Source organism: uncultured Microbacterium sp., from assembly GCF_963521645.1.
Lineage (GTDB): Bacteria > Actinomycetota > Actinomycetes > Actinomycetales > Microbacteriaceae > Microbacterium.
The window spans coordinates 37,683-57,060 of record NZ_CAUQVQ010000001.1 but is presented as its reverse complement, the minus strand read 5'-3'; the positions used below and the strand labels follow the sequence as shown (position 1 = coordinate 57,060).

The 19,378-nt window shown below is 68.1% G+C and carries 18 protein-coding genes and 1 tRNA gene; 11 read left to right on the top strand and 8 right to left on the bottom strand.

All coding sequences use genetic code 11. The features are described from left to right. The first annotated feature begins 93 nt into the window (after positions 1-93). Both RWO82_RS00295 and pepN read left to right on the top strand, forming a co-directional pair. The gene (locus RWO82_RS00295) at positions 94-1,053 is read left to right on the top strand and encodes a DNA topoisomerase IB (protein ID WP_314422050.1); all 960 of its coding nucleotides are present in this window, start codon (positions 94-96) and stop codon (positions 1,051-1,053) included. A gap of 126 nt (positions 1,054-1,179) precedes the next feature. After that, positions 1,180-3,657 (top strand): aminopeptidase N, encoded by a 2,478-nt coding sequence (pepN, locus tag RWO82_RS00290; RefSeq protein ID WP_314422049.1) that lies wholly within the window; start codon positions 1,180-1,182, stop codon positions 3,655-3,657. 7 nt (positions 3,658-3,664) lie between these two features. On the opposite strand, the gene RWO82_RS00285 is transcribed toward pepN, so the two are convergent. Both RWO82_RS00285 and RWO82_RS00280 read right to left on the bottom strand, forming a co-directional pair. Continuing rightward, entirely contained in the window at positions 3,665-4,543 is an 879-nt protein-coding gene (locus tag RWO82_RS00285; RefSeq protein WP_314422048.1) for an aminoglycoside phosphotransferase family protein, read from the bottom strand. Next, positions 4,543-5,181 carry an MBL fold metallo-hydrolase gene (locus RWO82_RS00280; RefSeq protein WP_314422046.1) on the bottom strand — a complete coding sequence of 213 codons (639 nt, stop codon included), beginning with the start codon at positions 5,179-5,181 and terminating at the stop codon, positions 4,543-4,545. The genes RWO82_RS00285 and RWO82_RS00280 overlap by 1 nt, the downstream gene beginning before the upstream one ends. Before the next feature lie 151 nt (positions 5,182-5,332). Between RWO82_RS00280 and RWO82_RS00275 the strand changes: the two genes are divergently transcribed. Continuing rightward, a tRNA-Glu gene (locus RWO82_RS00275) sits at positions 5,333-5,405 on the top strand. Positions 5,406-5,491: 86 nt separating this feature from the next. On the opposite strand, the gene RWO82_RS00270 is transcribed toward RWO82_RS00275, so the two are convergent. Beyond that, positions 5,492-6,658: a DUF4349 domain-containing protein gene (locus RWO82_RS00270; protein WP_314422044.1), complete on the bottom strand. Its 1,167-nt coding sequence runs from the start codon at positions 6,656-6,658 to the stop codon at positions 5,492-5,494. A gap of 32 nt (positions 6,659-6,690) precedes the next feature. Further along, positions 6,691-7,248, bottom strand: a complete 558-nt coding sequence (locus RWO82_RS00265; RefSeq protein ID WP_314422042.1) for a sigma-70 family RNA polymerase sigma factor — start codon at positions 7,246-7,248, stop codon at positions 6,691-6,693. Positions 7,249-7,522: 274 nt separating this feature from the next. Here RWO82_RS00265 and RWO82_RS00260 point away from each other — a divergent pair, with 274 nt between their 5' ends. Further along, positions 7,523-8,527 (top strand): TerC/Alx family metal homeostasis membrane protein, encoded by a 1,005-nt coding sequence (locus RWO82_RS00260; protein ID WP_314422041.1) that lies wholly within the window; start codon positions 7,523-7,525, stop codon positions 8,525-8,527. A gap of 12 nt (positions 8,528-8,539) precedes the next feature. Here the strand turns inward: RWO82_RS00260 and RWO82_RS00255 are convergent, their stop codons facing one another. Then, positions 8,540-9,133 carry an LON peptidase substrate-binding domain-containing protein gene (locus tag RWO82_RS00255; protein WP_314422040.1) on the bottom strand — a complete coding sequence of 198 codons (594 nt, stop codon included), beginning with the start codon at positions 9,131-9,133 and terminating at the stop codon, positions 8,540-8,542. Positions 9,134-9,169: 36 nt separating this feature from the next. On the opposite strand from RWO82_RS00255, the gene RWO82_RS00250 reads away from it, so the two are divergent. Then, positions 9,170-9,667 (top strand): DUF427 domain-containing protein, encoded by a 498-nt coding sequence (locus tag RWO82_RS00250; protein ID WP_314422039.1) that lies wholly within the window; start codon positions 9,170-9,172, stop codon positions 9,665-9,667. 18 nt (positions 9,668-9,685) lie between these two features. Here RWO82_RS00250 and RWO82_RS00245 read toward each other — a convergent pair whose 3' ends face one another. After that, on the bottom strand, positions 9,686-10,999 hold the full coding sequence (locus RWO82_RS00245; protein WP_314422037.1) for an LLM class flavin-dependent oxidoreductase: 1,314 nt from the start codon (positions 10,997-10,999) through the stop codon (positions 9,686-9,688). Further along, positions 10,996-12,291, bottom strand: a complete 1,296-nt coding sequence (locus RWO82_RS00240) for a PLP-dependent transferase (RefSeq protein WP_314422036.1) — start codon at positions 12,289-12,291, stop codon at positions 10,996-10,998. The genes RWO82_RS00245 and RWO82_RS00240 overlap by 4 nt, the downstream gene beginning before the upstream one ends. A 187-nt stretch (positions 12,292-12,478) precedes the next feature. On the opposite strand from RWO82_RS00240, the gene leuC reads away from it, so the two are divergent. The 6 genes from leuC to RWO82_RS00210 all read left to right on the top strand — a co-directional run bounded on the left by leuC (position 12,479) and on the right by RWO82_RS00210 (position 18,860). After that, positions 12,479-13,960, top strand: a complete 1,482-nt coding sequence (leuC, locus tag RWO82_RS00235; RefSeq protein WP_314422035.1) for a 3-isopropylmalate dehydratase large subunit — start codon at positions 12,479-12,481, stop codon at positions 13,958-13,960. Beyond that, on the top strand, positions 13,960-14,556 hold the full coding sequence (gene leuD / locus RWO82_RS00230; RefSeq protein WP_314422034.1) for a 3-isopropylmalate dehydratase small subunit: 597 nt from the start codon (positions 13,960-13,962) through the stop codon (positions 14,554-14,556). Before leuC ends, leuD begins: the two co-directional genes overlap by 1 nt. Before the next feature lie 64 nt (positions 14,557-14,620). Beyond that, positions 14,621-15,988, top strand: coding sequence for a UDP-N-acetylglucosamine 1-carboxyvinyltransferase (murA, locus tag RWO82_RS00225; RefSeq protein ID WP_314422033.1), 1,368 nt, complete (start codon positions 14,621-14,623; stop codon positions 15,986-15,988). Positions 15,989-15,993: 5 nt separating this feature from the next. Continuing rightward, a complete protein-coding gene (locus RWO82_RS00220; protein ID WP_314422032.1) occupies positions 15,994-16,749 on the top strand; it encodes a lysophospholipid acyltransferase family protein in 756 nt (251 codons plus the stop codon). Continuing rightward, positions 16,739-17,872: an NAD(P)H-dependent glycerol-3-phosphate dehydrogenase gene (locus tag RWO82_RS00215; protein ID WP_314422031.1), complete on the top strand. Its 1,134-nt coding sequence runs from the start codon at positions 16,739-16,741 to the stop codon at positions 17,870-17,872. The genes RWO82_RS00220 and RWO82_RS00215 overlap by 11 nt, the downstream gene beginning before the upstream one ends. Next, positions 17,778-18,860, top strand: a complete 1,083-nt coding sequence (locus RWO82_RS00210) for a D-alanine--D-alanine ligase family protein (protein WP_314422030.1) — start codon at positions 17,778-17,780, stop codon at positions 18,858-18,860. Before RWO82_RS00215 ends, RWO82_RS00210 begins: the two co-directional genes overlap by 95 nt. 15 nt (positions 18,861-18,875) lie before the next feature. On the opposite strand, the gene RWO82_RS00205 is transcribed toward RWO82_RS00210, so the two are convergent. Next, positions 18,876-19,370, bottom strand: coding sequence for a DUF3515 family protein (locus tag RWO82_RS00205; protein ID WP_314422029.1), 495 nt, complete (start codon positions 19,368-19,370; stop codon positions 18,876-18,878). Positions 19,371-19,378 lie beyond the last annotated feature (8 nt).

The following is a 19,378-nucleotide window of genomic DNA, read 5'->3' as shown; positions in this document are numbered from 1 at the left end:
CTCGCACGCCATGCCCTTCTCCGAATCGCCCGAGCGCAGCATGCTCGTGCACGGACGCTTCCCAGTGGGCAGGAGCGCCGGAGAGAGACGACGATGGCACTGACACGAGTGGTCCCCGGGGAGGAACCGGGGATCCGTCGCATCCGATCCGGATCGGGATTCCGCTATCTCGATGCGGCAGACCAGCCGGTGGCCGAGGCGGACCGGGAGCGGATCCGCGATCTCGTCATCCCGCCGGCGTGGAAGGACGTGTGGATCGCCGCCGACCCGCTCGCGCACATCCAGGCGGTGGGCACCGACGACGCCGGACGGCGACAGTACCTGTACCACCCGCTGTGGCGTGCCGGGCGGGATCAGCGGAAGTTCGCGAGGGCGCTTCGCCTGGCCGCAGCGCTGCCGTCGGCGCGAGCCCAGGTCACTCGCGCGATCAACCAGGACGGCCTGACCCGCGAGCGCGCTCTCGCCGTCGCCTTCAGACTGCTCGACGATGCCGCCCTGCGCATCGGCTCCGAGCGCTACCTCGTCAAGAACGGCAGCCGAGGGCTCAGCACGCTGCGTCGTCACGACGTGCGGATCGACGGCAGCACGGTGTCGTTGAGCTTTCCGGCGAAGAGTCGTCAGCTCGCCTCCATCGAGATCACGGATGCTCCTCTCGCCGAGGCTCTCACGGAGTTCTCCGTCGGTTCTCCCCGCGCGCCTCTGCTCGCCTACCGCAAGGGGCGGCGACGGGTCCGTCTGAATTCGGGAGAGGTGAACGGCTATCTCAAGAAGGTCACGGGTGCCGCGTTCACCGCGAAGGACTTCCGCACGCTGCACGGAACGATCCTCGCTGCGGACGCACTCGCGCGCATCGGTCGTCTCGAGACCAAGAACGAGCGGCGACGCGCCGAGCGCCTCGCGGTCCAGGCCACAGCCTCGGCACTCGGCAACACTCTCGCGGTGGCGCGCGGGAGCTACATCGATCCGCGAGTGTTCCGGCAGTACGCACGCGGTCGAACCCTCGACCTCACCGTGTCGCCTGAGACCGCGATCCGCAAGCTGCTCGGGCGTTGAGGGTGGGCTCTCTCGCGTGAGAGCGGCGAACCGGGCGCGACACCGCCGAACGGCCGGCTCGAGGAGCGTGAGCACGGACACCCTGCGGGAGACGGTGCGGTGACCCGCAGGTGGAAGGATGGACGTATGGACACCGCCAACCTCACACGCGAGGAGACCGCAGCGCGATCCGCGGCACTCTCGGTGCGAAGCATCCGCGTCGAACTGGATCTGACCGGTGCACCCGAGAGAGCGCGCACCGGGTTCCCGACGATCACGACCCTCGAGTTCGACTCGACGGCCGCCTCGACGTGGGTGGACTTCATCGGCGAAAGAGTCGACCGCGTCGTCGTGAACGGCGCGGAGCACGAGGTCGAGTACGACGGCGCACGCATCTCCGTTCGCGGCCTGAGGGAGTCCAACACCGTGCGCATCGAAGCGATCGGTGCCTACAGCCGCTCAGGCGAGGGGTTGCATCGCTTCCACGACCCGGCCGACGACCTCACGTATCTGTACACGCAGTACGAGCCGGCGGATTCGCGCCGTGTGATGGCCTGCTTCGAGCAGCCTGATCTCAAAGCTCCTTTCACGTTCGTCGTCGATGCTCCGGCGGGGTGGCAGGTCCTGTCGAATCAAGCGGCGGCGAAGGTCGACCTCGGTGTCGGCGTGCAGAGGGTGGAGTTCGCTCCCACCCTTCCGATCTCGAGCTACATCACATCGGTCGCGGCGGGTCCGTATGCGCGGGTCGACGGAGAGTGGGAGCGCGACGGCCAGACGATCGCACTCGGTGTCTTCGCCCGCACGTCGCTCGCTCAGTACCTCGACGCCGATGAGATCCTCGAGATCACGCGTCAGGGTCTCGAGTTCTTCACGGACGCGTTCGCGTATCCCTACCCGTGGGGCAAGTACGACCAGATCTTCGTCCCCGAGTACAACCTCGGAGCCATGGAGAATCCGGGACTCGTCACATTCACCGAGGCCTACCTGCCGCGGGGAGCGGCGACCGATGCGCAGCGTGCAGCCCGTGCGAACACGATCCTGCACGAGATGGCCCACATGTGGTTCGGCGATCTCGTGACCATGAAGTGGTGGGACGATCTCTGGCTCAAGGAGTCGTTCGCCGACTACATGGGTGCCCACGCTTCGGCGGTGGCGACGCGATTCCACGACGCCTGGGTGAAGTTCGCCGCGAGCCGCAAGGCGTGGGCGTACCAGCAGGACCAGCTGCCCACGACGCATCCGATCGTCGCGGACATCATGGATCTCGAAGCGGCGAAGCTGAACTTCGACGGCATCACCTACGCGAAGGGCGCCGCGGTGCTCAAGCAACTCGTCGCCTTCGTCGGCGACGATGCGTTCTTCGAGGGTGCTCGTCGCTACTTCGCCGCCAACGCCTTCGGCAACACGACCCTGGAGGACTTCCTCGTCGAGCTGAGCACGGTGTCGGGACGCGACATGACCGAATGGTCGCGGGCGTGGTTGCAGACCACCGGGGTCTCGACGCTGTGGCTCGAGCGCGACGGCGCCGACACGACGCTGGTACAGAGCGTCGCGCGGCCGCACCGGCTCCGGATCGGACTCTACGAGCGCGTCGACGGACGGGTCGTGCGCAGGGAGCAGATCGCCCTCGACATCGCGGAGGAGCGAACTCGCGTGGAGCTGGCGGACGCCGATCTGGTGCTGCTCAACGATGACGACCTCACCTACGCGAAGGTGCGTCTCGATGAGGAATCTCTCGGCACTGTCGAGGAGTCTCTGTCGTCGATCGAGGATCCGCTCGCCCGTGCCGTCGTCTGGTCCGCGCTGTGGAACGCCACCCGTGACGGCGAGCTGCCCGCCCGCCGGTACACCTCGATCGTGCGCTCTCACGCGCCACGTGAGTCGAACGTCGGGCTGTTGGTCGGCGTTCTCGCCAATGCGGCTTTCGCGATTCGACACTACGTCGCCGATGATCGTCGTGACGACGAACAGCGGAGCTGGATGGACGCCGCCTGGTCGGCACTGCAGGAGGCGGATGCCGGAAGCGACGCGCAGCTCTCGTGGGCACGCGCGGTCGCGAGCGCCGCAGCGTTCGACGACAGCCGCCATCGGGAGATCCGCGGTCTGCTGGCATCCGACGTGCCCGAGGGCCTGGTCGTCGACCCCGACCTCCGGTGGCAGCTGCTGACGTCGCTGGTGGCCACCGGGCACGCGGGCGCCTCGGAGATCGCCGAGGAACAGCGGCGCGATGACACCGGAAGCGGCCGCACGGCGGCTCGACGGGCGCTCGCATCGAGGCCGGAGATCGACGTGCGCGCGGCCGCATGGGATGCCGCGTGGAATGACCACGGACTCAGCAACGACCACCTGGATGCCGAGATCGCCGGAATCCGCGCGGGCGGTCGACGCGATCTCATCGCCGGGTTCGACGACGAGTACTTCGCGCGCATCGTCGAGACCTGGCGCTCGCGGAGCATCGAAATCGCTCAGCGGCTCGTGGTGGGGCTGTTCCCCGCGTCGAGCACGCTCGATGCCGTGGACGCCTGGCTCGCGGCCAACGAGTCCGCACCGGCGGCGTTGCGACGCATCGTGATCGAGCAGCGGGACCACCTCGCTCGCGACCTGCGGGTGCGGGGCGCGCAGTAGTCGGCGTTCAGCGTTCAGCGAGCGCGAGAGCGGTGCTCGATCCGAGCCCGCGAAAGTCCGGTCGGTCGTCCATCTGGGTCAGGAAGACGACGGCGAGGTACGCCGCCCACGCGCGGGCGCGCACCCAGGTGGCCTCGTCGTAGCGAGAACGCGTGGCACGACGAAACATCGCATGACCCGCGCCGTCGAACAGCAACCATGCGGCGGCGAGATCGTACGCGGGGTCTCCGGCGGTGACGTCCCCGAAGTCGATCAGGCCGAAGAGGACCCCGTCGCGGACGATGATGTTGCCCGGATGCAGGTCGCCGTGGATCCACACACGCTCGCGTGCCGGATCGGCGTCGAGCCCGTCGTGCCATGCCTGCGCGAGGACGGGAGGCACGGAGGCCGCGCGGAGCCTCTCCGTCATGATGTGGTGCCGATCCCTCAACGGGACTCCGCGGACCGGGTTGACCGGGGCGTCGTCGGGTGCCGTGCGGTGCAGAGCCGCGAGGACGACGGCGAGAGTCTGCGCCCATCCGGCGTTCTCGTCGCGCTCGATGCCGAGTGCGTGCTCTCCCTCGATCCACGGGACGATCGACCACGGCCACGGGAAACGGTCCGAGGGGCGTCCCGTCAGCACCGGCACCGGAGCGCGCACGCCGACGGCGGCGAGTCGGGGACCGACGTCGGCCAGCGCGCGCTGTTCGTGTTCGACGAGCGCCACCGCGGCTTCGCGACGGGGAAGCCGGAGCGCGAAGTCCTCGCCGATCCGCCACACCGCATTGTCCCAGCCTGCCGCGACCAGGCGCAGCGACAGCTCGCCGAGGCGCGGTGCAGACGTGCGCAGGAGAGCCCGGACCTCGGACTCGTCGAGAGTGATCTCCGCGACGGGTGAGTCGGCCATCAGGCGTCGATGGACTCGCCGGGCTCCAACACGAGGAACTCGCCGCCGTTCTGTTCGGTCGCCCACTGCAGACGCTGACGATGCATGGTCTTGCCCGCCACCGAGAGCGTCATGTCGTGCGTGCCGAAGGCGCGACGCGGACGCACCGCGAGTACGTAGTCCATGGCTTCGCCGATCTTCAGCCAGGGGGCGCCGAGCGGGGCGGCGAGGATGTCGACCTCGACCCCTTCCGGCACCGCGTAGGAGTCACCCGGGTAGTACAGGATCTCGTTCACCAGCACCCCGACATTCTCGATGGTCGGAATCGACGAGTGGATGACCTCATGAGAGCCGCCGAAGAATCGGAGGGAGAAGCGTCCGACCTCCACGGTATCGCCGGGTGCCACGACCGTGATGTCGTAGCCGGTTGCGGCGCGGGCGACTCCCGACGGCGCGTACACAGGGGTCCCCGGTGCCGCGCTCAGGATGCGGTCGAGGTGCTCCGGAGTCCAGTGGTCGGGGTGCTCGTGGGTCAGTACGACGGCGACCAGACCGCTGAGATCCTGCGGTGGAGTGGTGAAGGAGCCGGGATCGATGAGGAGGACGTCGGAGCCCTGCTCGATGCGGAGGGCGGCATGTTCGAATGTCGTGCCGCGCATGAGACGAGTCAACGCCTGCCCTCCGCGTCTGGCATCGTCGTGTCGTGGCGCGCCACGCCCGGGACTCGGGAGCGGCGCCGCTCGATTTTGCGCGCGCAGAATCGCCATGGCATACTTGAACAGTTGTCGCGGAACGGAAGTTCTGCAAGACGGCCCCATCGTATAGCGGCCTAGTACGCCGCCCTCTCACGGCGGTAACGCGGGTTCGAATCCCGCTGGGGTCACACAACGACGAAAGCCCTCCGGTTGTCCGGGGGGCTTTCGTGTTTTCCCAGGCTCGTGAGGCGGATAGCCTCGTCGACGCGGTCGATCAGCTCTCAGCGGCGGATGTACCGGGGGAGCGCCGTGCGCGACGCGCCCGCCGTGCGCGTCGCACCAGCACGAGCACGAGCACGAACACGGTGCCGACGGCGATCCACGGGAGCAGGAATCCGAGTGCGACGATCAGGGCGTTGAGCGACGCCACCAGCCCGTTCCACCCCGCGACGAGGCCGTCGGCGAATCCGGCGGGGGCGGCGGCGGGGGGATCAGAACGGGTCAGCTGCACCTGGAGACTCGACATCGCGACCTGATCGTCGAGCGCGGCGAGCTGCTGTTGGGAGGCCTCCAGCTGCGCCTGGCGGTCGGTGAGTGCGACCTCGGCTTCGATCAGCTCGGCGACGGTGCCGGTCTGGGACATGAGCTCGGTCAGACGCTGCACGGAGGCCTTCAGCGCGTCGACGCGAGCGCGAAGATCGACAGCCGTCGAGGTCACGTCCTGTCGCGACACCGACGAGGAGAGCACGTCTCCGGAGTCCGCGAGCGCCGCCATCACGGCCGTGAGATCGGCGGACGGCACTCGGATGCCGATCCATCCGTGGCCCGTATCGGCAGGTGCCGGATCGGACACGCCGTCGTCTACGGCGCTCATGCCGATCTCGGTGCTCTCCACATAGCCCCCGTACGACTCCGCGAGGGCGGTGATCGACGTGGCTGCCGCCGCGATGTCCTTCACCTCGAGAGTCGCAGCGGCCGTCGAGACGATCTCGCGGTCGGCGCTGTCGACGGCGCCGGGTGCGAGCGCGGACGACTCTGCGGTGTCGGCGAGGCCTCCGGGCTCGCTCTGCTCGACGGCGCCACCGCGTGAATCCTCGACGGCGATGCCGGTGGGCGTGTCGGCGCTGCCCGCCGTGCTCATCGCCCCGCCACTCACGGCGCTGACGATGGGAGGAGCGACGAGGATCCCGACGACGAAGGCGGCGGCGATGCCGGCCCCGGTCAGCCACCGACGGCGCGCTCGCGCGCGGGGTGCGGGCTTCGGTCTGCCACGCCCTTCGGCGGAGATCTCGTGGAGCACGGCCGCTTCGATGCGCGCCACCGCGGAATCCTGCAGCACGGGCAGGTCGGGTGCGGCGTCCTGGGCGCTCCGGCCTCGGGTGTCGTCAGTCGACCCGTCGTTCCGGCGCGTGCCGTCGTTCGCGGGAGATCGGTCGCCCATGGGGGCTTTGTCCCTCGGGGGAGTTATGTCGTTCATGCGCCGCTCGCTTCCTTCACAGCACCGCGCAGTCGGGTGCGGACTCGGGAGAGACGGTTCCGGACGATGGCATGGCTCACGCCGAGTTCTTCGGCCGCAGCCTGGTACGCATACCCTTCCGTGGCGCACAGGCGGAATATCTCGCGGTCGAGGGCATTCAGGGTGCCGATCTCGGCCGTGATCCGTGCCGCCAGTGCAGCGGTGATCACCTGCTCCTCCACGTCGATCGTCGAAGGTATGGCGTCATCGGGCTCGTCGGTCGTGTGCGACCGGTCACGCCTGCGCTGCCGCAGGCGGTTCGCGGCCTGGAAACGACAGATCGTCGCGAGCCAGGGGAGGAGTGACTCGCCCTGCAGCTCGAGCCCCGGCAGCTTCCGCCAGGCCGTGACGAACGTCTCCTGTGTCACGTCCTCGGCATCGGCGGCGGAGCCGAGCAGTCCGTGCGCGATCCAGTAGACCGGACGCACATGCTCGCGGTACAACTCGCGGAAGGCGCGCTCGTCGCCGTTCGCGGCCTGTGCCACCCGTCTCTGATCACTCGTCTGCGCCGGCATCCCGTTTCCGTTCGGTATCTCTCACCTGGGAAGTGTCGGATGATGCCCCATCGTCTCAGATCGCATCCGCCATCGTAGAGACGACGCCGCCATGACGCCTCGGCTCGGCTAAGATCGAGGACGCGAGAGGGAGTATCCCGCAAGCGCACTCGCCGTCATCACGAGCACCGTCACCGCTGCTCCGGTCGTGCGACGCATTCCATGCGTGGGAGAGACTTTCGGCATTTTCCGACCCTCCGGTTATCCGACCCCTCCCGAAAGGTGCAGAGCACCCTTGGACATTCCTGTCTGGTTCGAGATCACCTCGATGATCGTCCTCTCGATCATCCTGGTCGCCGACCTCCTGCTCGTCCGTCTCCGTCCGCACATCCCGTCGACCAAGGAGTCCACTCTCTGGGTGGCCTTCTATGTCGGGCTCGCGCTGCTCTTCGCCGTGCTCCTCGGGAACGTGGCAGGATGGCGCAACGCCGGCGACTTCATCACGGGATGGGCGCTGGAATACAGCCTCTCGATCGACAACCTGTTCGTGTTCGTGCTGATCATGGCGCAGTTCGCGGTGCCCCGACGCCTGCAGCAGCAGGTGCTGATGGTCGGCATCATCATCGCGCTCGTGCTGCGAGGCGCGTTCATCCTCGTCGGTGTGACGGTGATCGAGCACTTCTCACCGATCTTCTACATCTTCGGCGCCTTCCTGATCTACACCGCGATCAAGCAGGCGATGCCCGAGGGCGAGCATGAAGACGACATGAAGGCCGAGAACTTCATCGTCCGCCTGCTGAGGCGCCGCATCGACATCAGCGAGACGTACGACGGCTCGAAGCTGCGGACGACCGTCGACGGCAAGCGCATGTGGACGCCGATGATCATCGTGTTCATCACGATCGGCGTGACCGACCTGATCTTCGCGATCGACTCGATCCCCGCGATCTTCGAGATCACGACGAACGGGTTCCTGGTCTTCTCCGCCAACATCTTCGCGCTCATGGGTCTGCGTCAGCTCTACTTCCTGCTGGGCGACCTGCTCGACCGACTGCGCTATCTGCATTACGGCATCGCGGTGATCCTCGGGTTCATCGGCGTCAAGCTGATCCTGCACGCGCTCCATGAGAATGAACTGCCGTTCATCAACGGCGGACAGCACGTCGACTGGGTGCCCGAGATCGACAACCTCGTCTCGCTCGGGGTCATCATCGTGTCGATGACCGTGGCGACGGTGGCGAGCCTGATCGCGGCGTCGCGCGAGAAGTCGGCAGCGAAGAAGGCGATCGTCCACGACTAGCGGGACGGCGGTTCACAGAGACGAGCGCAACAGCTCGACGTCGAGCGTCATGTCGATGATCTGACGCAGCAGCCCACCGGTCGTCGTCGACTGCAGGAGCGTGTACCGGTCGTATTCGCCCAGAGGCGCGATCGCGGCGAGCTGCCAGGACGCGGCGAGCGGATCGCTCGAGAGCTCGACATCCGCGTCCCACTGCGAATCCGATCGTGCGAGCACGCGCCGCACGATCGCTTCGGCTTCGGTGCGCAGCGGACTCAGCGCGTCGTTCCAGGTCAGCTCCGGCGTCACGGCGACGTCAGCCGCCGGATGGGGATTCTCCTGTGTCCAGCGTTCGACGGTGAAGCGCGATGTGCCCACCGCGACGATCTGCAGCGCGTCGGCGGCGGCCGTGACGCTCACGAGCCGGGCCTTGGTGCCCACGCGGCTGCGCAGATCGCCTCCGCCGACTTCGTGCCCGCGCTCGATGAGCACCACTCCGAAATCGGGATCCTCGTCGTCGAGGAGACGACCGATCATCGTGAGGTAGCGCGGCTCGAACACTCTCAACGGGAGCGGTGTGTGCGGGAACAGCACCGATCCGAGGGGGAACATCGGAATCTCGGACATGGTCCCAGTCAACACCGCGAGACGTACAGTGAGAAGATGCGCAGACCGTCACGCATCGTCCCCTCCGTCGGCCAGGAGTCCGTGTGGGACTACCCGCGCCCGCCGAGGGTCGAACGCGTGGCCGATCGTGTCACGATCCGCCTGGGAGGCGAGCTGATCGCAGACACCCGGAGTGCGATGCGTGTGCTCGAGACGAGCCACCCTCCCGTGTACTACCTGCCCATGTCGGACTTCGTCGACGGTGCGCTGTCCGACACGACGGGGTCGTCGTTCTGCGAGTTCAAGGGAGCGGCGCGCTATCTCGACGTGCGAGGCGGGGGCCTGGTGGCCGCGGGAGCCGCGTGGAACTATCCGAATCCCTCGCGAGGGTACGAGGCGCTCGCCGATCGGGTCGCCGTCTATGCGGGCCCCATGGACGAGTGCACGGTCGGGGACGAGGTGGCCACCGCGCAGCCTGGCGGGTTCTACGGCGGCTGGGTCACGTCGCGCGTGGTCGGGCCGTTCAAGGGATCGCCCGGCACCATGGGCTGGTGACGCGGCGCAGCGGGCGCGTCAGAACGCCCGCAGGTTCGCCTGCAGCCCTCCGTCGACGTACTCCCGACGCAGGATGCCGCGGCGGCGCAGCACCGGGACGAGTTCGTCGAGCGTGCGGTGCAGAGTGACCGGGTGGAAATCTCCCCACAGCAGCACGCCGTCGTTGCCCCACTCGCCGAGCTCCTCGATCATGTCGGCGAACTCCTCGGCCGTGCCGACGAAACCCGAGCGATCCGAGATGCGTCCGGCGCGGGCGAGGGCCGAGAGATGGGCCCGCAGGGGAGCATCCTCTCCACGGTCGCCGATCAGACGCTGGATGCTGCCACGCGACACGTGCTCACCGAAGACGGATGCGTCGAGCGGGCGGTCGAGGTCGAGTGCCGTCAGATCGGTCTCGAGATCGCTGGACTGCTTGCGGGCGATCTGGAGGAGCGCCTCGTCATCCGGGTGAGCGGACGCGGCCACGATGCGGTCGGCCTCTTCGGCCGATGACGTGATCACCGGCTGGATCGCGAACAGGATCCTGATGTCTGAGGGCGAACGTCCCGCCGCTATCGCGGCGTCATGGATCCTCGTGCGATACGCGCGCACGGATGCCTCGTGCAGCGGCGCGAGCGCGAGCTGCACATCGGAGTGCGCGCCGGCGAAACCGAGACCGCGACCCGATCCGCCCGGCGACACGATCGTCGGCTCTCCGTCGATGAACGGCACCGCGTTCAGGGGGCCGTCGAACGCGAAGTGCTCGCCTCGGTGTCTCACGGTGCGCAGCTTCGACCCGTCCGCGAACACGCCGGTCTCCCGATCGCGCACGAGCGCGCCGTCGCCCCAGCTGCGCCAGAGCGAGCGGATGCCCGTGAGCCATTCCTCCGCCCGGTCGTAGGCCGCGTCGTGTCCGAGCTGCTCCGCTGCAGAGAAGTGCCGGGCGCTGCCGGTGTCCGTCACCACGTTCAGGCCGAGGCGGTGACCGCTCAGGTGCTGGAGCGTCGAGAACTGCCGCGCCGCGGTGTAGGGCAGATACGCCGCAGGGTTCACGGTCGGCACGACACCGAGGTGCCGGGTCGCCTGGAAGATGTACGGCGCGAGCAGCAGCGGATCGTGCTTGGGCCCGCCGAAGGCATGGCGAACACGCAGGTCGATCGTGTCCGCGGAACCGAGCGACGGCGCATCCTCGATGATGACGAGATCGAAACCCGCCTGCTCGAGAACGCGGGCCGCCTCCTGGTACACCTCGGGTCGGGTCCAGTCGTAGTCCCACTCCAGTGAGGGAAAGCCCCACCCCTGGGGCCCGAAACCACGGGCGAGGAACCAGCCGAAGTGCTGAGGCCGGGTCACGCGACGGCCTCTCGCGCCGGCTCGAGCACCCTGGCGAGGTCGGCGATGAGATCGGCGACGTCTTCGACGCCGACCGACAGCCGGAGCGTCCCCGGGTGCACTCCGAGGGCGTCCCGCTGCTCGGGGGTGCGCTGCGCATGGCTCGTGGTCGCGGGGTGCAGCACCAGCGAGCGCACGTCGCCGATGTGGGTCATGTGCGTGAAGACCTCGACGCTCTCGACGAAGTCGCGAGCAGCCTCGACCCCTCCACGGAGGGTGAAGGTGAAGATCGATCCATACCCGCCGGCGAGGTACTTCTCGGCGAGGCGGTGATCGGGATGCGTCTCGAGGCCGACATAGTCGACGCTCTCTACCGCGTCCTGCGCGGCGAGCCAGCGAGCGATCTCGAGCGCGTTGCGGGACTGGCGCTCGACCCGCAGGCCCAGCGTCTCGGCGCCCTGCCCGATCAGGAAGGCATTGAGAGGGGAGGGGGATGCACCGAAACGAGGAGCGACCGATTCGCGGGCGTAGGCGATGCGCGCGCTGCCTCCGTGGCGGGACGCCACGCTCGCAAGCCCTCCGCGACCCGGGAGCACGAGATGCGGGGCGTTGTGGCCCGCTGCCTCGGCGTCGAAGCGACCGTCGTCGAGGATCACGCCGCCGAGCACGGAACCGTGGCCCGCGAGGAACTTCGAGGCGGAGTGCACGACCATCGCGGCTCCGTGCTCGAGCGGACGGAGCAGGAAGGGCGTCGCGAGCGTGTTGTCGACGATCAGCGGGACGGCGAACTCATCGGCGACCGCGCTCACCGCAGCGATGTCGAGGATGTCGTTGCGGGCATTCGCGATCGATTCTCCGAACAGCGCGCGCGTGGTGGGGCGGATCGCCTCGCGCCACGCCTGCGGGTCGGCGATGTCGTCGATGAACGTCGTCTCGATGCCCAGGCGCGCGAGATTGTCGAGCAGGAGTCCGCGGGTCCCCTCGTAGATGTGCGTCGAGGAGACGATGTGGTCCCCTGCGCCGGCGACAGTCAGCAGAGCGGTGACGACCGCTGCCTGGCCGCTCGCCACGAGCACCGCGTCGGCAGCCGACTCGAGCGCTGCGAGCTGCCGCTCGACGGCGTGCACCGTCGGGTTTCCGGTACGGGTGTATCCGAAGCCCGAACCGGTGCCGAAGTGCTCGGCGGCGTGATCGAAGTCGTCGAACTCGAATCCGGCCGTGAGGTAGATGGGCGTCGCCCTCGACGACGCTGGTCCCTGATTCCGGGCGGCATGGACCGCTCTCGTGGCGAAGCCGGTGGAGTCGTCGGTCATGCGGGTGCCTCTCGAACGTGCGGGTGACAGTAGCGTGTCACGCGGCGACTCGGTGCACAGAAGCGGTGGTAATCTGACGTCATGCGGATCGTGCTCCTTCTTAGCGGCCGCGACGAGACCTCGTTCTGAGCCCCTCCTCGTCGCGGAGTCCATCGTGGGCCGTACCGCCAGCTTCAGGAGAGACGCAATGAACACCCCCGCAGCAGACACCGCTCCCGCACGTCCCCGGACCCTCGCCGAGAAGGTCTGGGACGACCACCTCGTCGTCAAGGGCGAGAACGGTGAGCCGGATCTCATCTACATCGACCTGCATCTCGTGCACGAGGTCACGAGTCCGCAGGCATTCGACGGCCTCCGGTCGGAGGGGCGCCCGCTGCGCCGACTCGACCTGACGATCGCCACGGAAGACCACAACACCCCCACGTGGGACATCGACAAGCCGATCGCCGACCTCACGAGCCGCACGCAGATCGAGACCCTTCGCCGCAATGCGGCAGAGTTCGGCGTCCGGCTGCACTCGCTCGGCGACGCCGAACAGGGCATCGTGCACGTCGTGGGGCCGCAGTTGGGGCTCACGATGCCCGGCATCACGGTGGTATGCGGCGACTCGCACACCTCGACCCACGGTGCCTTCGGCGCCATGGCGTTCGGCATCGGCACGAGCGAGGTCGAGCACGTCATGGCGACCCAGACCCTGCCGCTGAAGCCGTTCAAGACGATGGCGATCAACGTCGAGGGCACACTGCGTCCCGGAGTCACCGCGAAGGACATCATCCTCGCGGTGATCGCGAAGATCACCACGGGTGGCGGTCAGGGATACGTGCTGGAGTTCCGCGGGAGCGCGATCCGTGCGCTGTCGATGGAGGGTCGGATGACGATCTGCAACATGTCGATCGAGGCCGGCGCCCGCGCGGGCATGGTCGCTCCCGACGAGACGACGTTCGAGTATCTGAAGGGTCGCCCGCACGCGCCGAAGGGGCAGGACTGGGACGACGCGGTCGCCTACTGGCGGACGCTCCCCACCGACGAGGGCGCGACGTTCGACGCCGAGGTCTTCATCGACGCCGATGAGCTCGAACCCTTCGTGACGTGGGGCACGAATCCCGGACAGGGCAGCTCACTGTCGGCTGCGGTGCCCGACCCGGCCGAGATCGCCGACGCCAATGAGCGTGCAGCGGCCGAGCGCGCGCTCGAGTACATGGATCTGACGCCGGGCACCCCGCTCAAGGAGGTGCCGGTCGACGCGGTGTTCATGGGCTCGTGCACCAACAGTCGCATCGAAGACCTGCGCGCTTTCGCATCGATCGTGAAGGGCAAGAAGAAGGCCGACGGCGTGCGCGTCATGGTCGTGCCTGGATCGGCTCGAGTGCGTCTCGAGGCGGAGGCGGAGGGCCTCGACCAGGTGATCAAGGACTTCGGTGCCGAGTGGCGATTCGCCGGGTGCTCGATGTGTCTCGGCATGAACCCCGATCAGCTCGCCCCCGGCGAACGCTGCGCGTCGACCTCGAACCGCAACTTCGAGGGACGACAGGGGAAGGGGGGACGCACGCACCTCGTGTCGCCTCTCGTCGCGGCCGCCACGGCGATCCGTGGCACGCTGTCGAGCCCGAGCGACCTGTCGAACGAAGAACCCGTCACCGCGGGGTCGATCACGGACGGAGCCCTCTGATGGAGAAGTTCACCACGCACACCGGTATCGCAGCGCCGCTGAAGCGCTCGAACGTCGACACGGACCAGATCATCCCCGCCGTGTTCCTCAAGCGGGTCACGAAGACCGGCTTCGAGGATGCTCTCTTCTCCGAATGGCGACAGGATCCCGATTTCGTGCTCAACCAGCCGGCGTTCCAGGGTGCCTCGGTGCTGGTCACCGGCCCCGATTTCGGCACCGGATCGAGCCGCGAGCACGCCGTGTGGGCGCTGCGGGACTTCGGCTTCCGCGTCGTCCTCAGCCCGCGCTTCGCGGACATCTTCCGCGGGAACTCGGGTAAGCAGGGCCTGCTCGCCGCAACGATCTCGGAAGAGGATCTGGAGCGCTTCTGGGCCGAGATCGAGCGGAATCCCGGGACTCGGATCACCGTCGACCTCGAGGCGAGGATCGCGTCGATCGGCGACATCCAGGCTGACCTCGGTATCGACGATTACACTAGATGGCGGCTCCTCGAAGGGCTCGATGACATCGGGCTCACACTGCGCAACGAAGACAAGATCGCTCAGTTCGAGGCCCGTCGCGAGTCGTGGCGGCCCCGCACCCTTCCCGTTCAGTGAACGGCGGGGCGGGGGAGCCGAAGGGGCGACCCGCCCCGATTCCCCTGAACGAAGTGAGGCCCGAATGACGACACCCGTGCGCGACGCTCTCCCCGACGGAGCACCCGCTCTCACCGGAGACGTCCTCGCCATTCGCGGAGGGCGTCCGCTTCGCGGACGCGTCGACGTCAAGGGCGCGAAGAACCTCGCGACGAAGGCGATGGTCGCCACCCTCCTGGGTGAGACGGCGAGCACGCTGCGCGACGTCCCCGATCTCAGCGATGTCGCCGTCGTGCGCTCGCTGCTCGAAGTGCACGGTGTGCAGGTGAACCCGGGCGACGAGCCTGGCGCGCTGGTGTTCGACCCCGCGGGCGTCGAATCGGCGCACTTCGAGGAGATCGACGCCCACGCGGGTGCCTCTCGCATCCCGATCCTGTTCTGCGGCCCGCTCCTGCATCGTCTCGGGCAGGCGTTCATCCCTGATCTCGGCGGTTGCCGTATCGGGGACCGACCGATCGACTTCCACCTCGACGCGCTCCGCAAGTTCGGCGCGATCGTCGAGAAGCTGCCGAGCGGCATCCGCCTCTCCACCGGAGAAGCGCGCCTGCACGGCGCGAAGATCCACCTGCCGTACCCGAGCGTCGGGGCCACCGAGCAGGTGCTGCTGACCGCAGTGCGGGCGGAGGGGACGACCGAGCTTCGCAACGCGGCCATCGAACCCGAGATCATGGATCTGATCGCGGTGCTCCAGAAGATGGGCGCGATCATCTCCTACGAGCCGAACCGGGTGATCCTGATCGAGGGCGTCGAGAAGCTCCGCGGATACGACCACCGGTCGATCTTCGATCGCAACGAGGCCGCGTCATGGGCCTCCGCGGCGCTGGCCACGGACGGAGAGATCTTCGTCGGCGGTGCCAAGCAGCAGGAGATGCTCACGTTCCTCAACGTCTTCCGCAAGGCCGGCGGATGGTTCGACATCCAGGAGGACGGGATCCTCTTCCGGCGCGAGGGCGAGCTCAAGCCGGTCATCGTCGAGACCGATGTGCACCCGGGCTTCATGACCGACTGGCAGCAGCCGCTCGTGGTGGCTCTCACTCAGGCGAACGGCCGCTCCGTCGTGCACGAGACGGTGTACGAGAACCGCATGGGCTTCACCGAGGCGCTGGTCAAGATGGGCGCCGACATCGTCGTGCACCCGAGGGGGCTGCAGGACGGACCCCGACGGGTGCCGCGTCGCGACCTCGAGCAGGCGGCCGTGATCACGGGACCGACGCCGTTGCACGGCGCCGACATCGTGGTGCCCGACCTCCGCGGTGGCTACAGCCACGTGATCGCCGCACTGACGGCTGAAGGCGAGTCGAAGGTCTCGGGCGTCGACATCCTCAGCCGCGGATACGAGAAGTTCCTCGCCAAGCTCGACGCACTCGGCGCCGACTTCGACGTCATCCGGTGACGTCGATGGGTTCCCGGTCGACGGAGGTCACGCGACCGAGCGCATTCTGGCCGGTCGCGGCGGTCGCCGTACCGCTGATCTCACTGCTCGCGAAGCTCCGCATCACGGGTGGGGAGCAGCTTCCGCGTGAAGGTGCCTTCGTGCTCGCGCCCAACCACTACTCCGAGTTCGATCCTCTCGTGGTCGCGCTCGCGGTGTGGCGGATCGGTCGGGCACCCCGGTTCATGGCGAAGGAGAGCCTGTTCTCCGTCCCCGTACTCGGGGGGATCCTGCGCCGCACAGGGATGATCCCGGTCGCGCGATCCTCGTCCGCGTCGGCGGCGAAGCAGACGCTCAAGCAGTCCGCCGAGCTCGTCGAGCACGGGCGTGGTGTGATCGTGTATCCGGAAGGGACGCTCACTCGAGATCCGGACATGTGGCCGATGCGCGGGAAGTCCGGAGCCGTCCGGCTCGCCCTCGCGGACGGGATCCCGCTGATCCCCATGGCGCACTGGGGGACGCAGGAGATCATGGGGCGGTACCAGAAGGGGCTGAGCCTCTGGCCGCTGCGCAAGCCGGTGGACGTCGTGATCGGCGACCCCGTCGACATCTCCGACCTGCGAGGACGCGCGGGCGAGGCGGCGGCTCTGAACGAAGCCACCGACCGTCTGATGAACGCGATCACCGCTCTGCTGGAGGATCTGCGCGGCGAGAAGGCTCCCGCGGAACGCTGGAATCCCTCCGCGCACGGACAGAAGGAGACGGGTCGACTTGACTCCTAAGCGCAACGCTCCCGCCGGGCCGCGCGTCGCGGTCATCGGCGCGGGGAGCTGGGGCACGACGTTCGGGAAGATCCTCGCCGACGGCGGAGCCCATGTCACGATGTGGGCTCGCCGAGCCGAGCTCGCACACGAGATCGACGAGGCGAAGCGCAACTCGCGGTACCTCCCCGGTATCAACCTTCCGCGCACGATGTCGGCGACGCATGAGCTGTCGACGGCGCTGCGCGATGTCGACCAGGTCTACCTGTCGGTTCCTAGTCAGTCGCTGCGCGAGAACCTCAAGGCTCTCCGGCCGCTGCTCTCCGACAACGACGCGAAGATCGTCAGCCTCATGAAGGGCGTGGAGCGCACGACCGGGCTGCGGATGAGCCAGGTGATCGAGCAGGAGCTGCGATGCGACCCCGATCGCATCGCCGTCGCCTCCGGCCCCAACCTGGCGCTCGAGATCGCCCGTGAGCAGCCGACCGCCGCCGTGATCTCCTCGCGCAGCAGGGAGACGGCGGAGGAGGTCGCGCGGGCGGCGCGCAACAGCTACTTCCGCACCTTCGTGAACACCGATGTGATCGGCACGGAGTTCGGGGGCGTGCTGAAGAACCTCATCGCCGTCGCGATCGGCATCGTCGACGGCGTCGGTTACGGCGAGAACACCAAGGCGTCGATCATCACGCGAGGACTCGTCGAGATGACCGACTTCGCGGTCGCCAACGGAGCTCATCCCGAGACGCTGCAGGGACTCGCGGGGCTGGGAGACCTCATCGCGACCTGCCAGTCTCCGCTGAGCCGCAACAACACGGCCGGGCGCCTGCTCGGCCAGGGATACAGCTTCCAGGACGTCGTGAAGCAGATGGAGCAGACGGCCGAAGGACTCGCGTCCGTCGCGCCCGTGCTGCAACTGGCCCGAGAGTCCGAAGTGCACATGCCCATCGTCGAGCAGGTGAAGATGGTGCTCGACGGCAGGATGAACCCGCGCGACATCGCACCCCACCTGACGACGGACGACGACACCCCGCAGGGTGAGAGGACCAACCATGGACAAGCAGACGGTGGTGGTGCTCTTCGGAGGGCGCTCCAGCGAGCATTCGATCAGTTCCGCCACGGCGGGCGGAGTCCTGGGCGCGATTGATCGCGACCGCTACGACGTGATCCCGGTCGGGATCACGCGGGAGGGGGCATTCGTCCTCGAGGACGACGACCCCGCCAAGTTCCCGCTGGATGCGGCGCACCTGCCTGAGGTCGCCGACAACGGCACGCGCGTGCTGTGGCCGGAGCCCGGGGGAGACCGCACCCTGCGTGTGGTGCGCCCGGACGGTACGACGGACGGCCTCGGCGAGATCGACATCGTTCTGCCGATCCTGCACGGCCCGCACGGCGAGGACGGCACCATCCAGGGGTATTTCGACACCCTCGAGGTGCCGTATGCCGGCGGCGGCGTGCTCGACTCCGCGCTGTGCATGGACAAGCACTTCATGAAGATCGCCCTGCGTGCGGCCGGCATCTCGGTCGCAGCGGGCATCACGGTACGGGCGCGCCACTGGCAGCAGGATGCCGAGTCGGTCCGCGCCGCCGCAGCAGAACTCGAGCTTCCGCTCTTCGTGAAGCCGGCCCGCGCCGGGTCGAGCGTCGGGGTCTCGAAGGTCGAGAGCCCGAGCGAGCTCGATGCCGCCCTCGCGATCGCCTTCGCCGAGGACGACAAGGTCCTGATCGAGACGGGGATCGTCGGCCGGGAGATCGAGGTCGCGGTGCTCGAAGGAGCCGAGGGCGTGCGCGCGTCGCTGCCGGGAGAGATCGTGCTGACCTCGCGCGGTTTCTACGACTTCGAAGGCAAGTACCTGGGTGGCGACGGCGTCGATGTGGTGTGCCCCGCCGAGCTCGACGAGTCGGAGATCACCGCGATCCAGGATGCCGCGATCCGAGCGTTCGAGGCTGTGGACGGCCGGGGGCTGGCCCGCGTGGACATGTTCCTCACACCGACCGGCGAGCTGGTCGTGAACGAGCTGAACACGATGCCCGGATTCACGCCGATCTCGATGTTCCCGAAGTGCTGGGTCGCTTCCGGCCTCAGCTACGGCGATCTGATCTCGGAGCTGATCGAGGCCGGTCTGCGTCGCTGACCCTGCTCACGGCTGTCAGCCGGCGTCCTCGCCCTCGGCTGCCGGGATGCGGTCGGTGCATCGCGCGGTGGAGGGCTCGAGGCCGGACTGGATGCTGGTCGAGAGACTCTCGACCACGGTGCGGAAGTCGATCGACTCTCCGCGACGGATGATGACCTCGATCGCGGGATCACGACCGTAGGTCACGAGCCGCTGCCGCTCCTCCTCCTGGTCGAGCACGAGCCAGTCGACGCCGCCGATCGTCGTGCACACGTCGGTGGAGGGTGCGGGCGGCTCGACGCCGCAACGGAGGACGACGGTCGGGTCTCCCCAGGCTCCCGTCGCCTGCGCGTCGGTCCACACACGGTCCAGCTCGCCGACGGCATCGGGAAGGAGCACCGACACCTCGGCGCACGCGGGATCGTTCGCGTTCGCGGCGGGCTCGAGGTGGATCGTGGTCGAGCATCCGGCGAGCACCGAGGCGAGTGCCGCTGCGCCGGCGAGGAGAGCGAGACGGCGGGATCGGGGCATGCATCCAG